Here is a 19,946-nt window from a genome sequence, read left to right as displayed (position 1 = left end):
GTTCTCTCCCTTAGGTTATAATGTCGTTTGGTGGTTTATCCCCACACTCTTTTACTTATATCGACAATTGTACACCAAGTGTTTACCCTATAACTCCATAAAGCCAAATTCAGGACTTTCAGACTAGATAATCAGGTGAAGGGTTGATCAATATATTAGGAAGTAATATGCTAGCTACTACATTCTTTTTTTGAACCAAGGGGGCTACGATGAGTATAGAGAACTTTCAACTAGAGACAATCCCTACTCCAAGAGAGGAGTATAGCTTCCTTAAAGGGGTAAAAGATTGCATTCCCACACTACTCGGTTATTTGAGCATTGGACTTGCAGCAGGTGTTGTTCAAAAGACCGCCGGGCTTAGCATTGCTGAGATTGCCTTGATAAGTCTGATGCTTTATGCCGGTTCAGCACAGTTTATAGCTGCTGGAATGATAGCTGTTAGCAGCTCGCCTGTTGCTATTATCGTTACGATATTTATCGTGAATCTTCGTCATATTTTGCTTAGTGCAGCTCTTTCACCTTATTTCCGGCATCTTACCCCACTGAGAAACATGCTGGTTGGAACCCTGCTGACAGATGAGACCTTTGGAGTTGCTATTAATCAAACAGTGAATAAGCAACAAATCAGTGAAAAATGGATGCATGGCCTTAATCTCACTGCCTATTTAAATTGGTTTATTGCGAATATAGCAGGAGCTTTTTTGGCACAGTGGATTTCTGATCCAGATCAATTCGGTCTACAGTTTGCTTTACCTGCCATGTTCATTGGCATCCTTGTTATTTCCATGATTGATCGTAATAAAATAAAACTTGATTTAGTTGTCGCAATCCTAGCAGTAATTATCGCTGTAGCTAGCTCCTTCGTATTCTCCGGTAGTGTAGGTGTCATTATTGCAACGGTCATTGCATCAACAGTAGGGATGGTGCTTGAAAAATGGAAGTGAGATGGGATGTATTTTTGATTATTCTAGGGGCGGCTTTGGTAACCTTCATTCCAAGGGTGGTTCCATTAATGATTCTAAGCCGATTCGAATTGCCTGAATGGGGAATGCGCTGGTTAAATTATGTTCCTATCTCTGTTATGGCGGCACTAATAGGTCAGGAGATCCTCTTAAATGATGGAAAATTCTCACCTATAGCTAATAACGTTGAGCTTTTTGCGGCAATCCCTACTTTTTGGATCGCTATAAAGACCCGGAGTTTGCTAGGAACTGTACTTACGGGTATTATTTCCCTTATGATCCTGCGGATGTTTTTTTGATCATGCAGGGGACCCCAAAAGCAATGAGTTACTGTGGCTGCTGGTCCCCCCGTCTCTTATCTGACCACTTCTTGGCGCTACTCGTAAGAATTCGTTTTCAGGAATAGCTGCATTATTTCTGCGTAACGATCAGGATTCATCATGCCAGTTTCGTCCATAAAAGAGTTAAAAAGATGACATAGTACCAATCATTTATAGTGATTGTAAGCGAGAGCTTCTCTTTCAGACGCTCCGCACCACCTTCTCAGCGATATCTGGGGGATTTATACCCCTCTTTTTCACCTTTCACACCTTCCGGGCGATATCTGGGGGATTTATACCCCTCTTTTTCACCTTTCACACCTTTCGGACGATATCTGGGGGATTTATACCCCTCTTTTTCACTTTTCTCGCCTTCCGGGCGATATCTGGGGGATTTATCCCCCTCTTTTTCACTTTTCACGCCTTCCGGGCGATACGGGCGCAGTTTTGGGCTTCTTTGCAAAATCACTGCTAATATATGTACCACTTTTCCAAGAATATTGTCCCTGGAGTCCGAAAGTATGCTCAAATGGCTAAAAAGCATGCTGGTATCTCCATAGAAAACCGCAAGATTAGGAGAGAGCTATGCCTCTCCCATGTAGCAGCCACGTCTCAGCCATCCGGCAGCTATTTCTCTGCTATGCGGTTGCATTTCTCAGCTAACGCCAAACACACAAAGGAGCAATTCTCCATTAACGGGAGAATTGCTCCTTTGCTGTCTTTTAACTAACATCTATTCCTTAACGAACAGCCAGCTTAAGACCGCTCTGACTAACCCCGACCAATTCGCCTCGGCATTCGTTCACACCAGCTTCGGTGATCTTCACCTCACAAAGTTCTCCTTGAAGTGAATCCTCTCCATCAAAGAAGACCTGCAAATAGTTGTCGCTGAATCCATGCTGGATATTACGGCCCGGAGCTCCTTTAGCGGATCTTTCCGGAATCACACTAAGCGTCTGTCCTACAAACTTACGGGCATATGCTAATTGCATTTCTTCGGATAGATCAATCAGCTCCTGCACGCGTACATTTTTGATCTCCTCATCGATCTGATTCTCCATCCGCGCTGCAGGAGTACCTGTCCGCTTGGAATACGGGAACACATGCATCTCCGAGTAATTTACAGCCTTCATGAAATCGTATCCGGCACGGAACATCTCATCGGTCTCACCCGGGAATCCAACGATAACATCCGTAGTAATCCCGACATCTGGCATCGCCTGGCGGATCAATTGCATTTTGGCGTAATACTCTTCTGTCGTATATTTACGGCGCATCGCTTTCAGCACATCATTATGACCGGCTTGTAACGGAATATGCAGATGACGGCACATTTTGGAGGAGCGGTTCAGCACCTCAAGCAGCTTCTCATCAATCTGACTAGCTTCAATAGAACTGATACGCACCCGTTCCAGACCATCTACCTTATCTAGATCCCACAGTAAATCGGAAAGACGGTAATTATCAAGATCATCACCGTAACCTCCGGTATGAATACCCGTTAGTACAAACTCCTTATACCCTGCTTCTACCAATTGATGCGCTTGAGCTACGATGCTTTTTGGATCACGGCTGCGAGAAAGTCCACGCGACCATGGAATGATACAGAAGGTGCAGAAGTTGTTACAACCATCCTGAATCTTCATAAAAGCACGCGTCCGATCCGCAAAGCCTGGCACATCCATCTCTTCGAACTCGCGTGTCTTCATAATATTACGCACAGCATTGACCGGCTGACGTGAGGCTTCAATATTCTTCACATGTGTCATGATCTGATCGCGGTCCTGGTTACCGATGACAAGGTCAACTCCAGGAATATCTAGAATCTCCCCAGGAGAGGTTTGTGCGTAGCAGCCTGTTACGGCTACGATGGCCTCTGGATTACGGCGCACGGCACGTCGGATCATTTGACGGCTTTTTTTGTCACCTGTGTTAGTTACTGTACAAGTATTAATCAGATATACATCGGCGGGACCCTCGAAATCAACCTGCTCGTAACCTTCATTTTTAAATAGCTGCCAAATGGCTTCGGTATCATAGAAATTCACTTTACAACCTAAAGTATAAAACGCTACGGATGGCATCTCTTAAGCTCCTCCCATTTCTCCAGATTCATATAATATACAAGCAGCGGCAACCATGCCCGCTGTCTCACAGCGCAGAATTCGCCGTCCTAGTCCTACGGATACTGCCCCGGCTTCTTCTGCCTTGAGGCATTCCTCCGGAGTAAAACCTCCTTCAGGACCTACCACAACCATAACTTTCCCGCCAGACTGCGGCGAAAGCGATGCTAACCATGGAGCGACGCTGCTTCGAAGCTGTAAGCCTTCCTCTTTTTCATAACAGAAATAAACAGCATCATACTCACTAAAAGTCTGCAAAAGCTGCTTCCAGGACAACGGTGACCCTACAGACGGAACGATGTTCCGATGAGCCTGTTCGGCAGCTTCCTTACAAATTTTACGCCAGCGATCCAGTCGTTTGCTTTCTTTACGCTCGTCGTATTGCACTATTGTGCGTTCTGACAGAAAAGGAACAAAGCCTACAGCACCAATCTCTGTACACTTCTGAATGACAGTTTCCATCTTATCGGCTTTAGGCAAGCTCTGAGCGACTGTAATTTTAATTCGAGGTTCATGCGTCATCTCCAGGGACTCCAAAATGTTCACAGTGACTTCCCCAATTTCAATCTGCGCAATCTCTACTAATGCCTCACGGGAAACACCATCGCTAACAATAAGCTTGTCCCCTGCCTTACCACGCATCACTTTAGCGATATGACGGGCGTCTTCCCCATCAATTCTCACGGTATCCGCACCAAACTGCTCCGGTGTAACGAAATATCGCTGCATCTCATCATCATCCTGTTCATAAATTCAGTAACAAGTATAAACGCCTTCGGCGTCCTTATAAGGACGGTAAGCGTTTAATCGAAAAATATAAGTCATAAAGTATAGAGTGATACTTATACTTTCTTATATTTGAAGAAACGGCTTAGTCGCCCTTATAAGGACGTCACCCGTTTCTTCAAGAAATATAAGGTTCGGTCAGACGAAAATTAACGATCAAATTTTGATCAAATTACATAATACAATGTTTGACAAAGGTTGAACAGACTTTATCCCTTGCCTTAGCTGCCAAAAATTCTTAGAGACAGCTGTACAAATGTTCTCGACATTTCACTAGCCCAACCTGCGAGCGGATCAATCGTATACGTCCGTAGCCCAGGAATAAACAGAATCAATAAAAAGAGAAATACAGCCCATTGTTCAAATTGCTGTAATTTGCCGCGGATCGAACGTGGGGCGATATCTTCCACAATCCGATAGCCATCCAGTGGCGGCAGCGGAATAAGATTGAACAGAAACAGAAAGAAGTTCCATTGAATGAAGGTGCCAAAGAATAAGTATACAGCCTCGAGCATGCGATCATTCGAGATATTATCTAGAACTCCAGTTGCCGCAAGTGCACCGTATATTATAGCACCAATAATTCCTAAGAGCAGGTTACTGATTGGTCCTGCAGCCGACACGATGACTCCCATGAGACGAGGACGACTAAAGTTATCGCGGTTTACCGGAACCGGACGTGCCCAACCGAAGCCAGCAACTAGCAGCAGCAAAATACCAAAGAAATCGAAATGAACAGCAGGATTAAGCGTCATGCGGCCAAGTAATCTTGCTGTTGGGTCACCGAACTTATTCGCGAAATATGCATGACTGAATTCATGTACTGTAAAAGCAATTAAAATTGTAATGAGCAGGAAAGGAAGCTGATCTAAATCTACTCGAATTATATTTTGTAATATATCCATCTTTACCTCTTTCCGGCTGTAAACGCCACCCAATCTTCCTCACGGGATATTTCAATAATCTCAAAACCAGACGCTTTCAGCGCGTTCGCTACAAGTCCTTCTTTATCTTTATATATACCTGAGGTAATGTAGAGGCCTCCAGGCTGAAGCGCGCGGTACACATCATCCGTAAACAATACGATGATTTCCGCCAAAATATTCGCAACTACAATTTGTACAGGCAATGTCACGCCAAGGTTGCCTTCTTGCTCTTGCTTAGCAGGAACGGCTCCTTCTAGTGAGTGACCAGGTCTAGCGGATGGCCACATCTCTCCAGCCGCTGTATCAGCTACGCCTTCCCCGCCCAGCAGCGATAGAAGATCGCTCTCTTTTACCGTTATGGACGATTCAAGCTTGTTAAGGGCTACATTCTCCCGTGCACTTTCCACAGCCACCGGATCTAAATCTAAGGCCAATACGGATTTTGCACCTAGCAGCATCGCACCTACAGCCAGAATTCCTGAACCGGTGCCGACATCGATAACTTCTTCACCACCGCTAATATTCTTTTCAAGTGCACGGAGGCACAGAGCTGTTGTAGGGTGAGTCCCAGTACCAAATGCCATGCCAGGGTCGATCTCAATGATGGCTTCATCTGGACTCTCAGGCGTATATTCCTCCCAGGTTGGTTTAATGGTAAGCCGTTTGGATACGCGTAGCGGTTTGAAATATTGCTTCCAAGCATGCGCCCATTCGTCTTCATCCACAGTCTTCCAAGAAATCAACGCTTTGCCTGGATCAATCCCGTACTCATGCAATTCGGCTACCCGTGGAGTCAATTCTTCTATAACAGCATCCATATCTGTGGAATCGGCATAATACCCTTTTATGACCGCTTCCCCTTCAGGAATATCATTCAAAGGTTGGTCGTACAATTCACCGTAACGTGTATCCCGTTCTTTATTCAGTGTGCCGGATTCCTCGATAGAAACCCCACCCGCACCAGCTTCATATAAAAAATTCGAAATCATTTCCTGTGCTTCTTCTGTTGTATGTATCGTCACTTCATGCCATAACATCTTTATGTAATCCTCCTAAAAGTTTTGTGAGCATTTGCTTCATTGGTTTACTTCGTGCAAAACTCGCTTCGAAAGCATAGGCTTAGTTTTGTGAGCATTTGCTTCATTGATTTACTTCGTGCAAAACTCGCTTCGAAAGCATTCGCTTCATAGTATAACATTTCTTATTGGTGTAACGCCAAACTACAGCTCAACAACCTGCGACGTCCTCTTTACGCCTACAAAAGCAGTTGAGCGAATGATCATCCACCATCCCCGATGCCTGCATAAAAGCATAACATATTGTAGTACCCACAAACTTCATGCCTTTCTTCTTTAATGCCTTACTCATCTCATCAGACTGAGCCGTCGAAGCAGGTACATCTGCACGAGTCTTCCAATGATTAATAGTTGGCACACCTCCGACAAAGCTCCAGAGATACTCTGCAAAGCTGCCATATTCCTCGCAAATTCGCAAATACACACCCGCATTACGAATGATAGCATCAATTTTTAATCGATTTCTAATAATCCCTGGATCACTCATTAGCTCTGCAATTTTGGCTTCATCATAATGGACAATCTTATTCGGATCAAATCCGTCAAATACCTCTCTGAAACGCGCCCGTTTTTTTAGTACCGTGTACCAGCTCAGCCCTGCCTGCATCCCTTCCAGCATAAGCAATTCAAACAGCTTTTGGTCACCATACAGAGGCTTTCCCCACTCTTCATCATGATAGGCAATATATAGAGGATCATCATTGACCCAAGCACAGCGAGTGACTTCCATCATTTCCCCCCCTTTAATTATTCATAGCTAAACCTTTACAACGTCTACTCACTGTATACGAAAAAAAGGGAAGAACACAAGGTTCATCCCCTAAAAAAGTTATTCTATTTCCTTTAATTATGCTTCTTCTAACTCTTATAACTGGATCTGCACTCTCGTTTCTTTATCCGGATCATCAGTTGTATAGTAGAACATATAGATAGTAGCTTCTGTACCTTTAAAATTCTTATACACATCAATGGCCTTGTTGTTTCCATCCCCCGCGAAATTGACGGTTAGCGGTTTACCTAGGATGCGCTCCTTACCAAGCCCGATATGTGTCTGGTTAATTCCACCGAAGCGAGCATCTTCACTTCCAGTTTCTACATAAAGATCGGATCCCTGCATATAGTATGTCCACTTCACCGGATACCCGTTGAGTTGCTGGATAATCGTCTGTTTCTTTTGAGAAATGTTCGTTAAAAGAAGCGGTATTTTGTCATCATTATTATTTGTAATTTTATAGCTGCCATGCTGAGTCACCTTATATTTAGCTACAAAGGTAATCGGAGTCTCTTTCGTAATTTCAAGGTCGACTGGCCGTTCGAAACGAAGCACTGTCAGCTCCGGCTCACCCTCTGGAGATCTCCATAAATTCCCCTCAAGCGTCTTGCCTGCTACTTCAAGAGCATACTTTTTATAAGGGAAGCCATTGTCTATATCCTTACTTCTAACTGTGACTCGAATTTGAGTAGGCGACACAACCATATTCTCCAGCGTGTAATCAGTCTCACCTGCCTCGAGCGGCAGATTTAGACTGGTTTTTATCGTCCCGCTCTCCATCTGCTTTTTGCTTAATTGAAGATCGAATGAAAGTGGTCCATTAACATCTTTTTCTTTCTTCATATATTGCAGCTTATAAGTCGTTTGACCACCGGAAACATCCTCCGCCTTAAAATATTGCTGGGACGTATATTCCCCGTTTTCTCCCGGTGTACCGAAAGTACCTCCAGTCAGCGAATTTATGAGCGTTCCGTTTTTGTATGCAACAATATTTGGAAAGGCCCATTCTTTTGCTTCCGGTTGATCAAAAATAATCGCTGAAGAGAATAACATTTTCTCTTGACCTTGGGTAAATGGCTTCACCTCTATGCTGCGCATCCCTTCCTGTCCAATAGGGAAGCTCTGTGTCTCCGTCGAGTGAATATCCAGCGGCAAATCTAACGATTGTTCACTAAAAGCCTGAATATCATTTGTAACTAGCTGAACATTCACAGTGTCCTTCTCTGGTGTCCATTCACTTTCGAAATAACCGTTATAAATTTGGTTCTTTTCGTCCCAGTTCAGATAATTGTACTCTCCAGAACTATTTCCCCCCTTAGTACCTTTCAGGGTCATCTCAGTGACACGCCAAGTTTCACTGTCCTGTCGTTGTCCAACATCCAATGTGAATAAGATGACCGTTCGGTTCTCATCCACGATGGCGGTATGTAGCTTTAGCGTCACTCCGTCCTTTGTCACCGATTGATCCAGCTTTTGACCGAGGTTTTGTGCCAGTGCCGCCTGAATACCACCTCTTTCACGGAGCATTGTATCCCAATTATAATGAACTGCCGCATATACTGGCGCCGCCGCTAGAAGTACTGAAAACGATGAAACAAGTGCTATTTTGCTCCAGTTTCTCCCCTGTTTCTGGCTACCACTGCTCATCCGAGTGTGAAAAGATGTTGTATTTTTATGTTCAATTCTCTCCCACATGCTTTCAAAATCAGGATATGTTACACTTTGACCCTCATTTAACTGATGCTCCAGCATATTCTCCAACTTTTTCATAAGATTCGCCCTCTTTCCGTTCAATTTGAACCCCAGCCTCCAGCAAAATTCTCCGCAATACCTTTAGCCCTTTATGCAGCCTTGATTTGGTCGTCCCGAGCGGGATGGATAGCAGGTCCGATACTTCAGCCAAGCTGAAATCATGCATGTACCTAAGCGTAATCACCATCCGAAGTTTGACTGGGAGCTGGCTCAAATATTTCGCCCATTCCATTGTCGTCTCCCGCTGCTCAATCAATCGTTCTACAGGGATTTCAGGAGACTTCTTAAATAAATAAAGATTGTCTGATATTTTTTGTTGTAAAGTACGCTTCCGTTTCAAATGATTCAGGCAATGGTTGACCGTTATTTTCATAATCCAAGCCTTCAAATGCTCTACGTTCTCACGATTCGTGTGAAATACGGTAATGAACACATCCTGCGTCAAGTCCTCCGCATCCGCGGCGTCATGCACCATATAGTAGCAGGTCCGATATACATCCTTGTTGTAGGCTTCGAATAATTCCCGATTAGTCTCCAAATCTTTCTCCCTCCTTTCTTATCCGTGATATCTATATGACAACCAATCTCTGGAAAAGGTTCGTTTTTCTGAGCATAAACTATAGATGCTAGTAATAACAGATGAAAGATAGCAATTATACTCGCAACACAAAAAGCCACTCCCCATAAATCTGGGAACTGGCTTTCCTTTATATTCACGCTAACAGCATACAGAAATTAAATGATATTCATAACCTCTCGTGCTTGTGTATCTAAATCCTGGGCTGAGGAAGAGATATTATTGAAATCATCTAAGGCTATTTGAATCTGCTGTTGACTAGCTTCTATATTTTCTTGCACCTGGTTTGTTCCTTTGGAGATCTTATTGATTTCCAGCGTAATGGCATCCACACTATCTTTCACTTGAATGATCGAATCCTGCACCATGGAAGATAGCTTCCTAACTTCTTTTGCAACCACGTCAAAACCACGCCCAAACTCCCCGGCATGTGCCGCTTCAATTGCTGCATTAAGCGCTAACAGTTGCGTTTGCGAAGCAATGTTACGAATAGTTTGTACAATTCCCTGAATCGATACCGCTTGTGTCTCCAGATTAGCTAGAGTCTGTGTATTTTCAATGGATACTTCGGCTATTTTATCGATACTCAGCAATAGTTCTTGACTACGTTCAATGCCTTTCTCGGCTCTATGATTTAAGCTGTCCGACATCTCTTGCATCCGCTGTACTACAACACTCATGTTATTTTGTCGATCCGTGATATTAGTCGCTATCTTAGATACGCCAATGACCTGTTCATTATTTTCATCAAAGACAGGCATATATGTAGCTTCCAGCCATACCGCATTTCCTTTTGCATCCATTCGTTCGATCTTATCCTGTACACTTTTTCCTGAAAAAAGATCCTGCCAGAACAGCTCATAGCCCGGGCTATTTACAAAGTGAGGAAAGCAAAACTCTTTATGATGCATCCCATACATCTCTTCTTTGTTATACCCCATCGAACTAGCAAAAACGTCATTCACATAAGCCACTCGTCGATCAAGATCAAACCTTATAATCGCTAAATTTTTTTCTAAAGATCGGACAACAAGCTCATCGGTAACTCCCTGAGAGTGTACCATTCCCATATAATAATTCCTCCTGGATATCTACAAGTTACTCGTCGCGTCATCATGAAGTATATCTGAACAATTATACGCTCTTATCACGCAGAGAGAAACACATGATTTTCATTAAAATGCATCTAATTCGTAATAAAAATAACCCCACCAACGTTCGGTAGAGTCCAGCTTTCATCCCGGATGTTTATACGCCGATTTCTGACGAGGGGCAAGTAATATCGAGATACTTCTAAGTGATGATAATTGGGAAAACCCCAGCCGTAATTCCAGCCAGGGTTCGAAGCAAGTTCCTATTAATACTAATTTGTCTCTTGCAAAATGCACATACCAAACGTTCCAGCAAACATAGCCTTTTATATGTACATTTCCTTATTTCTTGGATCCGTAATCTCCGATCTTAATTCCCCATACCGAATCCTTCTGATAGGACGCAGCCTCCTTTAAACTTGGAAGTCTTGCATCCAGAGGACTATGTCTTTCCAAATACATCACAAACGCCTGGCGAACCCCAATCTCAGCATCCAGTTTATTAAGTTCGTTCGGGTGTTTCTCCATCTCCGCTAATTCTACTTCCCAACGGTATAAATCGCTTGCCTCAGATCGTTCCAGCCGAACTTTTTCAGTTAGCTCCCGCAGCTCACGGTAGGCCTGTTTTACTTTTGAAGAGTACAGTTGCTTCTGATTCATAAAAGTTAAGAATGCGATAAGCAGTGCTAAACCTATCCATAAAATAACGTTGTCCATATTCTCCCCCCTGCTTGGGCTATTCTCCTAATTATACACATCAGAACGCAAAAATACCCCACATTGTGAGGTATCTGCCTTAGCTTTTAGCATCTATTCTTTTTTCATAATTTCATGCAGCTGACGTTTGTCTGCTTCTAGAGCCCGAGCCTGGGCTTCGATATCCTCCAGATCTGCCTCCGCTGCTGAAAACTCTACGTCCTCTGCCTTCGCCTCGTACAGCATTTTCATCTTCTCGGTCTTTGAGAATATTTGCGAGTTCTCTCTATCCATAGTATCGATCGTCTCCCTTCTTATTAAGAAAATTATTATTCAAATCATCCCGCCTGCTTCTTCAATTAAGCGTAATGCTTGATCATGGGACTCCGAATTCAAGATCACCGTAAGTAAAATATCTCTACCCGTCGGTCCTCCATCTCCGCCATGACTCATCCCACTGGCGCTGGTATCAGCAGCAGCTAGTATGCCTGTGTGTGCACGCTCAGCAGTCATGGAGTCCATTCTGGCAACATTGCCTGTCACTGGGTTTACCCCTGAGCTAAAGCTCGTGCCTCCATATCTACTGAAGCGATCAACGGAAATTTCAATGGCCCGAAGTGCACGGAGCTTACGAGCAACACCCTCCGCTTCTTCAGGACTTTTAAAATAAGCCAAAATAGATCTTTCCGACATCTTATCCCCGCTCTCGCTTGAAATTCAGATATCTGTTGCATTCCTTTATATTGTCTTCATTTCACTTCTTTTATGCCCTTTTTTTCTCATACTCCACTTATTTACTGGGAATTCGACATTTTCCTCGACGCTTCCCTGCAATATAGTACTAAAGTTGTATATTCGATTTGAAGTTATAGCTGTAGAATAAATTTAATTTTCATAATTTTTTACATTTTACGCTGAGGAGGAGAACTACAGATACACACTGCACTATAAAAATTCATTTGGGAGGATGAACTTATTTGAAACGTACCTTTAAACACTCTATTCAAAAATTTGGTATTGGGGCGGCGAGCTTCGGACTGGCTGTTTCTGTCCTTTTTCCATCCGCTGCATTTGCGAACTCATCCCTTGAAACATCAACTAACCTAGCTAATAATGTACAGTCTCAAAGTGTGACCCCTCATAACTACGCGGGTGTGCTCAAAGGTTCAGCACCAGTATCCGTGATCGTGGAATTAACTAATAAACCAGTCAGTGTGTATGAAAATGAGGCTAAAACTTCTTCTTTACGATCCTCAGTCTCCTTACAACGCAGTAAAATTATCTCAGAGCATAAAAGCTTTATTTCCTCAGCGCAGAAAATCGATGCCGACATCGGTTTTGAATACAGTGAAATTTTTAACGGGTATTCCATTACGTTGCCAGCCAATCAAGTAAACAAGCTGCTAGAGCTTCCGGGCGTTGCGGCTGTTTATCCAAATGATGAAGTACATGCGTTAGCAGACAGTGTTGAGGTAGCGACTTTGCCTGTTACACGTTCCTATTCAGACAGTGGCAATCTTATAGGCGCGGATAAACTACATGCATTAGGTTACACGGGAGAAGGAGTAAAGGTAGCCGTTGTCGATACCGGCATCGATAAAAATCACCCTTTATTAAAGGATAATTATAAGGGCGGTTACGATGCCTATGATCAGGATGATGATCCGTCAGAAACACCACCTGATGCTAACTTCCCTCCAAAAGCAGGTAACCCTTACGAAACTTCACATGGCACTCACGTAGCCGGTACAATTTTGGATGTTGCACCTGAGGTAGATTTGTACACATATCGCGTACTCGGCCCTTATGGTTCCGGGCCCACAGCGGTTGTAATCGCGGGTATTGAGAAAGCGGTCGCTGATGGAGCTGATATAATTAACCTCTCACTGGGCTCTGATGTCAACCAAAGCTATTCCGCAAGTTCAATCGCGATAGACAACGCCATAAAATCGGGCGTGAATGTTGTAGTTGCCGCCGGTAACGCTGGACCGGATGTAGGAACATTGGGCGAACCTGCTGGATCTCAACTCGCACTTAGTGTAGGTGCTTCTACTACCCCAGTGAATACCCCATTCTTTGATATTGGCGATGTTAAAAAAATTCCAGGGACCTTAGCAACTTACTCCCCAGACTTAGTTGATAATATTGCTGGCAGTAAGATCGTTTACGCTGGTCTTGGAGGTACTTCCGATTACACAAATTTGGACGTCAAAGATAAGGTAGTCCTTGTCGATCGAGGTGTGCTGAGTTTCGGAGATAAATCTCTAAATGCCAAAGCAGCTGGAGCCAAGCTTGTCCTAATTGCTAATAATGCTGCTGGTGAAATCAGTCCCACCCTTGGTGCGCCCGGGATTTACATTCCTACCTACGGAATTACTCAAGCAGATGGGAAAAAGATAAAAGCTCAATTGGATGCTGCTAAAGATATTATCAGTTACTATATAGGGCTTGAAGTAAATCAGTTAGCAAACTTCAGCTCTATGGGCCCGGGGATGCCGGATTATCTAATCAAACCTGATGTTGTAGCTCCTGGAGTAAATATCAACTCCACAATTCCTAGCTGGAGTGGGGATTACGAACATGCTTATGGCTTAAAAAGCGGTACAAGCATGGCAACCCCACATGTTGTAGGGGCTGTAGCTTTGCTACTGAGTGAAAACTCTGATCTTAAGCCAAATGATATTAAAGCGTTGCTGATGAACAATGCGGATCCTATTTTTAACCGTGATGGGGATGCTTACTCACTATATCAACAAGGTGCCGGATTAATTAATTTGGAGAAATCAGCAAAAGCTGAATCTATCGCTAAAGTTGGGGAGAGCTTAATTAGCGGCCTTCCTGGGACTGTAGAAATCCCTTATTACACAGGTTCCTTGTCCTTTGGCCTGCTCCCAAAAGGAGCTAGCGTAACGAAATCAGTCTATGTGGAAGACTTTAATGGGAATGAATCAACCTATACTCTTTCCACCGAATGGCTTACAGAAGCGCCTGGTGACATTAGTATTAATATTGCACCAAACAGCGTTACCTCAGGTGTAGATCAATATGCACAATTTACACTAAAGGTATCTGACACAGCAAAAGAGGGTGCATATGAAGGGATCCTGTTCCTAACCTCTGATACTGAAACTCTTCGTCTTCCCTTTAATGCACTTGTCGGCGATAAATTCAACTTAGAGCCTGTTAATCAGCTTTCTTTTGAAAGTCCACAGATTTCTCCTAATGGGGATGGACGCTCAGACGACACCACCTTTACCTTCTCTGTCAATGAAGAACTGGATGGCATAAGTTTCGTAGCCTCTCCAATAGATGCTCCTGCGACAGTTTTAGGTGAAGTTTATTCTATCGATGAAAAGGTCTATCGTGGCGTTTACGAGATTACAAATTGGGATGGAACGTTAACAGACCTGGAGACCTCCGCCAAGTCCACTTTAGCAGATGGTCATTACTACATCACTCCTGTGCTTCCTAATGGGCAACTGCTCGAGAATCAAAAGACCGAGTTCACAATTGATACCGAGAAGCCATTAGTTTCCGGCATCACACTTGAGGAATATGAACGTGAAGCGCCAACCGATCCTGGTGCGGCTCAAATCAGCGGTTTTATTGATGATGACCTAATGGCCTATTATATTTCTAATACACAACCTATTGGAAACTGGTTTACCGTGTACGCCGAAGGTAAACATTATGATGGGAATACTTATAAATTTGGCGGTGTGATTGCAAATAACGGTGCTTTTTCCATTGACGTTCCTGTTAACGAGGGACTTAATGAGTACAAAATCTATGTGGTTGATAAAGTAGGTAACGGCGCGGACGACGATGATTATGCTCAGCGACTGCTTTATAGCACTGGAGATGGTATTTTCAATGTAACTCCGTCTCTATCTGCAGCCACCATTGATGTGGGACAACCGGTAACCGTTGATCTTGGGTATTCCGTGACAGATGAGGTTTATGGCGTCTATGGGGCTTCATTCGCTGTCATTTACGACGATTCCCTTGAAACACCGGTAATCCAGCCAAGCGTACAACTGGCTACGTATCAAGAGGAGAATTTCTCAGGTATTCCACTTACAGAATTCTCACAAACCTATAAGCTAGGAGACGGCCGCAAGCTGACACAGTATAGCGTCAATCTGTCAGGTGGTGCTTATCACGGCTCAGGCTCACTAGGCAAAATAACCTTCAAACCTACAGTAGAAGGAGCCTATTCCCTCGAGCTGTATGATGTGCAGATCTGGAATGATGCTACAACATCAACAATCCCATCTGGTGTGAGAACGTTAAGCGTAAGTGTTAAGACACCTGAAACACCGAAGCCAACACCAACTCCATCACCTGATTCGTATGTACCTACAGCAACCAATGCTCCTGCTTCTGGAATCGCATTGAAATCTGGGAAGCTAGTAGAGACTGCAGATCCAGCAGGTGGCAAGCCTTCAGCGGTGTTCAACATCTTAGACACTGCATTAGCCAATTCGATCCAGAATGCAAAAGATAAAACTTCTGTTCTTGATCTTAGCGATGTAAGCTTCAATAAATATAGCCAAGTTGTTATTTCTCTTACCCCGGCCCAAGCCGAGCAGTTAAAGAAATCAGAGTATGCACTCCGCCTAAACGGTAGTGGGTTCAATGTACTTATTCCAGCGGCGACTCTTCCGGATTTCATCAACAGCACTGGTTTGACCCTTACGATTAGTCTGACAGATGCAGGTAACACAGCAGTCTTAGCAGGTAGCTCGGCTGCAATAAATATCGGTTCTTCCATTCTCACTATCAAAAATGGTTGGACAACCGGAAAGCCGATCATCCTTCAGCTTAATCTAAAGGCCAGCAGTCTTCATGATGCAAGAAAGACTGCCGCTTATGTAGAATCAAAGGATCATAAATGGTCCTATCTACTACCTGGTTCTATCTCTAAAGAAGGGATTCTACAGTTTAACGTTACTGGTGACGGTTCTTACAGTGCAGCATCCCGAAAAATAAGCTTTAAAGATATTGGCACACACTGGGCTCAAACCGATATCGAAATCCTTGCTTCACATGGTATCATTGCCGGCAAAGGAGCCGATGGCAGCTTTAAACCTGCTGACACTTTAAATCAGGCAGAGCTTCTAACGCTCTTCGACCGTCTACTTGGAAAAGGTGACACTTGGAGTACTCGCATCAAAGAAAGTGGATCTCGTGATGTGCTGACTCGCGAGGAAACAGCTCTTATCATCGCTAAGGCTCTTGGTGCTGATCTTACAGTAGCAAAGACACCTTTAAGCTTTAAGGATGCAGATAACATCGCTGCGGAGGCACGCAACGCTGTAGCCTATGCTGTAACCAAAGGTTATCTCAAAGGTGTTACTGCGGACAGCTTCAATCCACAAGGTACACTGACTCGTGCACAAGCAGCAACAATTCTGAGCCGTGTATTTGAGGACCTACGTTCTTCAAACAACATCTAGTTGAATGATAAAAAAGCTGTTCCAATGCATACCCTGCATCGGAACAGCTTTTATTCAATTACTCAATTAATGAAGTTAGAAATATCAGTCCCCGCGGAACGCACGCTTCACACGATCAAAGAAAGATTGCTCATGCTCATGTGTGTTTTCTCCATTTAGAGAGGCGAACTGTCGCAACAAATCTTTTTGCTCATCATTCAGCTTGCTAGGTGTCACAACAATGACTCTAACATGCTGGTCACCTTGGCCAGATCCACGTAGACGTGGAACACCTTTACCTTTAAGGCGGAAGAAAGTACCGGTCTGCGTTCCCGCAGGAATCTTCAGCTTCACTTTTTCCGTTAAGGTAGGAATCTCAATCTCATCGCCAAGTGCAGCCTGTGCAAATGTAAGTGGAACCTCGCACATAATATCATCGTTCTCACGTACGAAGAAATCATGCGATTTGACACGGATGACAATATACAAGTCTCCAGCAGGACCACCGCGTAAGCCGCCCTCGCCTTCGCCAGTCATGCGCAGCTGCGCACCGTCATCGACACCGGCAGGGATGCGTACATGAATCTTACGCTGCTTCTTAACTTTACCCTGTCCGCTACAAGTCGTACATTTTTCCTTAATAATCTTACCTGTACCACTGCAATGTGAACATGGACGACGATTACGCATCTGTCCAAGTGGTGTATTCTGTACGAATTCCTGTTGCCCACTACCATGACAAGTGGAACAAGTCTCTGGTTTAGTACCCGGTTTAGCCCCGGAGCCGTAGCAGGTATCGCAAGTTTCCGTACGTGGAATAGTGATATCAGTTTCTTTACCGAATACCGCTTCCTTGAATTCAATGGTCATCGTATACTGCAAATCCCCGCCACGCTGTGGTGCGTTAGGATCACGACGTCCGCCGCCGCCAAAGAACATATCAAAGATATCACCTAGTCCTCCGAAGTCGCCACCGCCGCCTCCGAAGCCGCCCATACCTTGGTTAGGATCAATATGGCCATATTGGTCATATCTAGCTCGCTGTTGCCCGTCGCTAAGAACATCGTAAGCTTCTTTTACTTCTTTAAACTTAGCTTCAGCGTCATCTGCTTTATTCACGTCTGGGTGATATTGGCGCGCCAATTTCCGGTACGCTTTCTTCACCTCGTCGTCTGAAGCATCTCTACTGAGGCCAAGCACTTCATAATAATCGCGTTTATCTGCCACTGCTTTCACCTCCGTACATTACATACTCAAATTCCTAATTACCTGTCAAAGAAACCATTATACGATAAAACCCCAGGATCTGACCATCCAGTTCCAGCAGATGTTTATTCTTACAATATCAGAAGGCGCATTCGCGAAGAGTGTGCAAACTGATATTACAAAAGGAAAGTCAAAACACGGGATGACCCGGTTTTGACCTTCCCTTCTTAACTATATAAGAATTTATCAGTTACGCCCTATACACTTATCGTTTAAGGTTACCCTTGATTCTTATCTTCGTCAACAACCTCATAATCAGCGTCAACTACATTGTCTTTCTTAGGAGCGCCTTCAGCAGCTCCAGCGCCACCTTCAGCACCTTGCTCTGCTTGAGCAGCTTGTTCGTACAGCTTCATGGACAACTGTTGTACAATCTCAGTCAATGCTTCTGTAGCTGCATTGATTTCTTCAAGATTGTCAGTTTCAAGTGCTGCTTTCACTTTATCTTTAGCTTCGTTTGCTTTTTCAACTTCGGAAGCATCAGCTTTATCACCAAGATCTTTGATCACTTTCTCAGTGGAATACACGAGTTGGTCAGCGCTGTTCTTCGCTTCTACCAATTCTTTACGCTTACGGTCTTCCTCAGCGTGAAGCTCGGCATCCTTCATCATTTGTTCTACTTCTGCGTCGCTCAGACCGCTGGAAGAAGTGATAGTGATCTTTTGGCTCTTGTTAGTGCCTTTATCAGTTGCAGACACATTCACGATACCGTTGGCATCAATATCGAAAGAAACTTCGATTTGTGGTACGCCACGTGGTGCTGGTGGAATCTCGTTCAGCATGAAGCGTCCCAATGTTTTGTTGCCATTCGCCATTTGGCGCTCACCTTGTAGCACGTGAATCTCAACGCTAGGTTGGTTGTCAGCAAAGGTCGAGAATACTTGGGATTTACTTGTAGGAATTGTAGTGTTACGCTCGATCATCTTCGTGAACACGCCGCCTGCAGTTTCGATACCGAGGGAAAGCGGAGTTACGTCGAGCAATACAACGTCCTTAACATCACCAGTCAATACACCCGCTTGAACAGCAGCACCAAGAGCTACAACTTCATCCGGATTCACACCTTTGTGTGGATCTTTACCTGTAAGCTTCTTAATTGCATCTTGTACAGCAGGAATACGTGTAGAACCACCAACCAGAACGATTCTGGTAAGGTCTGCAGGCGTCATACCAGCATCAGACAATGCTTGACGAGTTGGTCCCAAAGTACGTTCTACTAGACCAGCAGTAAGCTCATCAAACTTCGCACGAGTCAAGTTGATCTCCAAATGCTGAGGCACTCCGTCAACTACAGTGATGAACGGAAGAGAAATAGTGGTTGTCAGTACGCCCGACAATTCTTTCTTCGCTTTTTCAGCTGCATCTTTCAAACGTTGTACAGCAGATTTATCTTTGCTCAGATCAATGCCTTGCTCTTTCTTAAATTCGGATACCAGATGATCCATAACCACTTGGTCAAAGTCATCGCCACCAAGTTTGTTGTCGCCGCTTGTAGCTTTTACTTCAAAGAATCCATCGCCCAGCTCAAGGATAGATACGTCGAACGTACCGCCACCAAGGTCATAGACAAGGATAGTTTGATCTTCGGATTTCTCCAGACCATATGCCAAAGCTGCAGCTGTTGGCTCATTCACAATACGCAAAACTTCCAAGCCTGCAATTTTACCTGCATCTTTAGTAGCTTGACGTTGGCTGTCATTGAAATAAGCAGGAACTGTGATAACTGCTTGAGTAACAGTTTGGCCAAGATATGCTTCTGCATCGGATTTCAGCTTTTGAAGAATCATTGCTGAAATTTCTTGTGGGGAGTAGTCTTTACCATCGATGCTTTCTTTATGGTTAGTACCCATGTGACGTTTAACAGAGCTGATCGTACGATCAGGGTTAGTAATTGCTTGGCGTTTAGCTGTTTCACCGACGATACGCTCGCCGTCTTTCTTAAAACCTACCACCGAAGGGGTTGTACGTGCGCCCTCTGGGTTTGGAATTACAACGGCTTCGCCGCCTTCCATTACGGCAACGCAAGAGTTCGTGGTTCCTAAGTCAATACCGATAACTTTACTCACAATAATTTGCCTCCTCTAAAGGTATATGGAGCATTCGCTCATTAAAATAATAAAATATTTAAAAAATTCGATTGGTACATGGTGGACAGATACTG

The 19,946-nt window shown here is 44.1% G+C and carries 17 protein-coding genes; 3 read left to right on the top strand and 14 right to left on the bottom strand.

Going from position 1 to position 19,946, the window contains the following annotated elements; all coding sequences use genetic code 11:
* Positions 1–209 precede the first annotated feature (209 nt).
* Together MKY52_RS15945 and MKY52_RS15940 are read left to right on the top strand one after the other, a co-directional pair.
* Positions 210–944 carry an AzlC family ABC transporter permease gene (locus tag MKY52_RS15945; protein WP_341052244.1) on the top strand — a complete coding sequence of 245 codons (735 nt, stop codon included), beginning with the start codon at positions 210–212 and terminating at the stop codon, positions 942–944.
* A complete protein-coding gene (locus MKY52_RS15940; protein WP_341052243.1) occupies positions 935–1,261 on the top strand; it encodes an AzlD domain-containing protein in 327 nt (108 codons plus the stop codon). The genes MKY52_RS15945 and MKY52_RS15940 overlap by 10 nt, the downstream gene beginning before the upstream one ends.
* A 244-nt stretch (positions 1,262–1,505) precedes the next feature.
* Here MKY52_RS15940 and MKY52_RS15935 read toward each other — a convergent pair whose 3' ends face one another.
* From MKY52_RS15935 to MKY52_RS15880, 12 genes are all read right to left on the bottom strand, one after another.
* Positions 1,506–1,826 carry a hypothetical protein gene (locus tag MKY52_RS15935; RefSeq protein ID WP_341052241.1) on the bottom strand — a complete coding sequence of 107 codons (321 nt, stop codon included), beginning with the start codon at positions 1,824–1,826 and terminating at the stop codon, positions 1,506–1,508.
* A gap of 196 nt (positions 1,827–2,022) precedes the next feature.
* Positions 2,023–3,366: a tRNA (N(6)-L-threonylcarbamoyladenosine(37)-C(2))-methylthiotransferase MtaB gene (gene mtaB, locus MKY52_RS15930; protein ID WP_339243213.1), complete on the bottom strand. Its 1,344-nt coding sequence runs from the start codon at positions 3,364–3,366 to the stop codon at positions 2,023–2,025.
* Positions 3,367–3,369: 3 nt separating this feature from the next.
* A complete protein-coding gene (locus MKY52_RS15925; protein ID WP_042190982.1) occupies positions 3,370–4,134 on the bottom strand; it encodes an RsmE family RNA methyltransferase in 765 nt (254 codons plus the stop codon).
* 278 nt (positions 4,135–4,412) lie between these two features.
* On the bottom strand, positions 4,413–5,096 hold the full coding sequence (locus tag MKY52_RS15920; RefSeq protein WP_042190984.1) for a site-2 protease family protein: 684 nt from the start codon (positions 5,094–5,096) through the stop codon (positions 4,413–4,415).
* Positions 5,097–5,098: 2 nt separating this feature from the next.
* Positions 5,099–6,154: a 50S ribosomal protein L11 methyltransferase gene (gene prmA, locus MKY52_RS15915; protein ID WP_341052238.1), complete on the bottom strand. Its 1,056-nt coding sequence runs from the start codon at positions 6,152–6,154 to the stop codon at positions 5,099–5,101.
* 190 nt (positions 6,155–6,344) lie between these two features.
* Complete coding sequence (locus MKY52_RS15910; RefSeq protein WP_341053430.1) at positions 6,345–6,923, bottom strand: DNA-3-methyladenine glycosylase I; 579 nt, start codon at positions 6,921–6,923, stop codon at positions 6,345–6,347.
* A gap of 135 nt (positions 6,924–7,058) precedes the next feature.
* Positions 7,059–8,735, bottom strand: a complete 1,677-nt coding sequence (locus MKY52_RS15905; RefSeq protein WP_341052236.1) for a DUF4179 domain-containing protein — start codon at positions 8,733–8,735, stop codon at positions 7,059–7,061.
* Positions 8,695–9,255 (bottom strand): RNA polymerase sigma factor, encoded by a 561-nt coding sequence (locus tag MKY52_RS15900; protein ID WP_076299677.1) that lies wholly within the window; start codon positions 9,253–9,255, stop codon positions 8,695–8,697. The genes MKY52_RS15905 and MKY52_RS15900 overlap by 41 nt, the downstream gene beginning before the upstream one ends.
* Positions 9,256–9,452: 197 nt before the next feature.
* Positions 9,453–10,364: a methyl-accepting chemotaxis protein gene (locus MKY52_RS15895; protein ID WP_149647628.1), complete on the bottom strand. Its 912-nt coding sequence runs from the start codon at positions 10,362–10,364 to the stop codon at positions 9,453–9,455.
* A gap of 363 nt (positions 10,365–10,727) precedes the next feature.
* Positions 10,728–11,102 (bottom strand): hypothetical protein, encoded by a 375-nt coding sequence (locus MKY52_RS15890; RefSeq protein WP_340972278.1) that lies wholly within the window; start codon positions 11,100–11,102, stop codon positions 10,728–10,730.
* A gap of 93 nt (positions 11,103–11,195) precedes the next feature.
* Positions 11,196–11,375: a YfhD family protein gene (locus MKY52_RS15885; protein ID WP_042130382.1), complete on the bottom strand. Its 180-nt coding sequence runs from the start codon at positions 11,373–11,375 to the stop codon at positions 11,196–11,198.
* Between the two features lie 39 nt (positions 11,376–11,414).
* Entirely contained in the window at positions 11,415–11,774 is a 360-nt protein-coding gene (locus MKY52_RS15880; RefSeq protein ID WP_042190997.1) for a hypothetical protein, read from the bottom strand.
* A 284-nt stretch (positions 11,775–12,058) separates the two neighbouring features.
* Here MKY52_RS15880 and MKY52_RS15875 point away from each other — a divergent pair, with 284 nt between their 5' ends.
* Entirely contained in the window at positions 12,059–16,540 is a 4,482-nt protein-coding gene (locus MKY52_RS15875) for a S8 family serine peptidase (RefSeq protein ID WP_341052232.1), read from the top strand.
* Positions 16,541–16,624: 84 nt separating this feature from the next.
* Here the strand turns inward: MKY52_RS15875 and dnaJ are convergent, their stop codons facing one another.
* Both dnaJ and dnaK read right to left on the bottom strand, forming a co-directional pair.
* Complete coding sequence (gene dnaJ, locus MKY52_RS15870) at positions 16,625–17,746, bottom strand: molecular chaperone DnaJ (RefSeq protein WP_042130386.1); 1,122 nt, start codon at positions 17,744–17,746, stop codon at positions 16,625–16,627.
* Positions 17,747–18,003: 257 nt separating this feature from the next.
* The gene (gene dnaK, locus MKY52_RS15865; protein ID WP_042190999.1) at positions 18,004–19,851 is read right to left on the bottom strand and encodes a molecular chaperone DnaK; all 1,848 of its coding nucleotides are present in this window, start codon (positions 19,849–19,851) and stop codon (positions 18,004–18,006) included.
* Positions 19,852–19,946 lie beyond the last annotated feature (95 nt).

This window comes from Paenibacillus sp. FSL P4-0184 (assembly GCF_038004625.1).
Classification (GTDB): domain Bacteria; phylum Bacillota; class Bacilli; order Paenibacillales; family Paenibacillaceae; genus Paenibacillus_AQ.
This window is presented reverse-complemented; position numbering and strand designations above follow the sequence as displayed.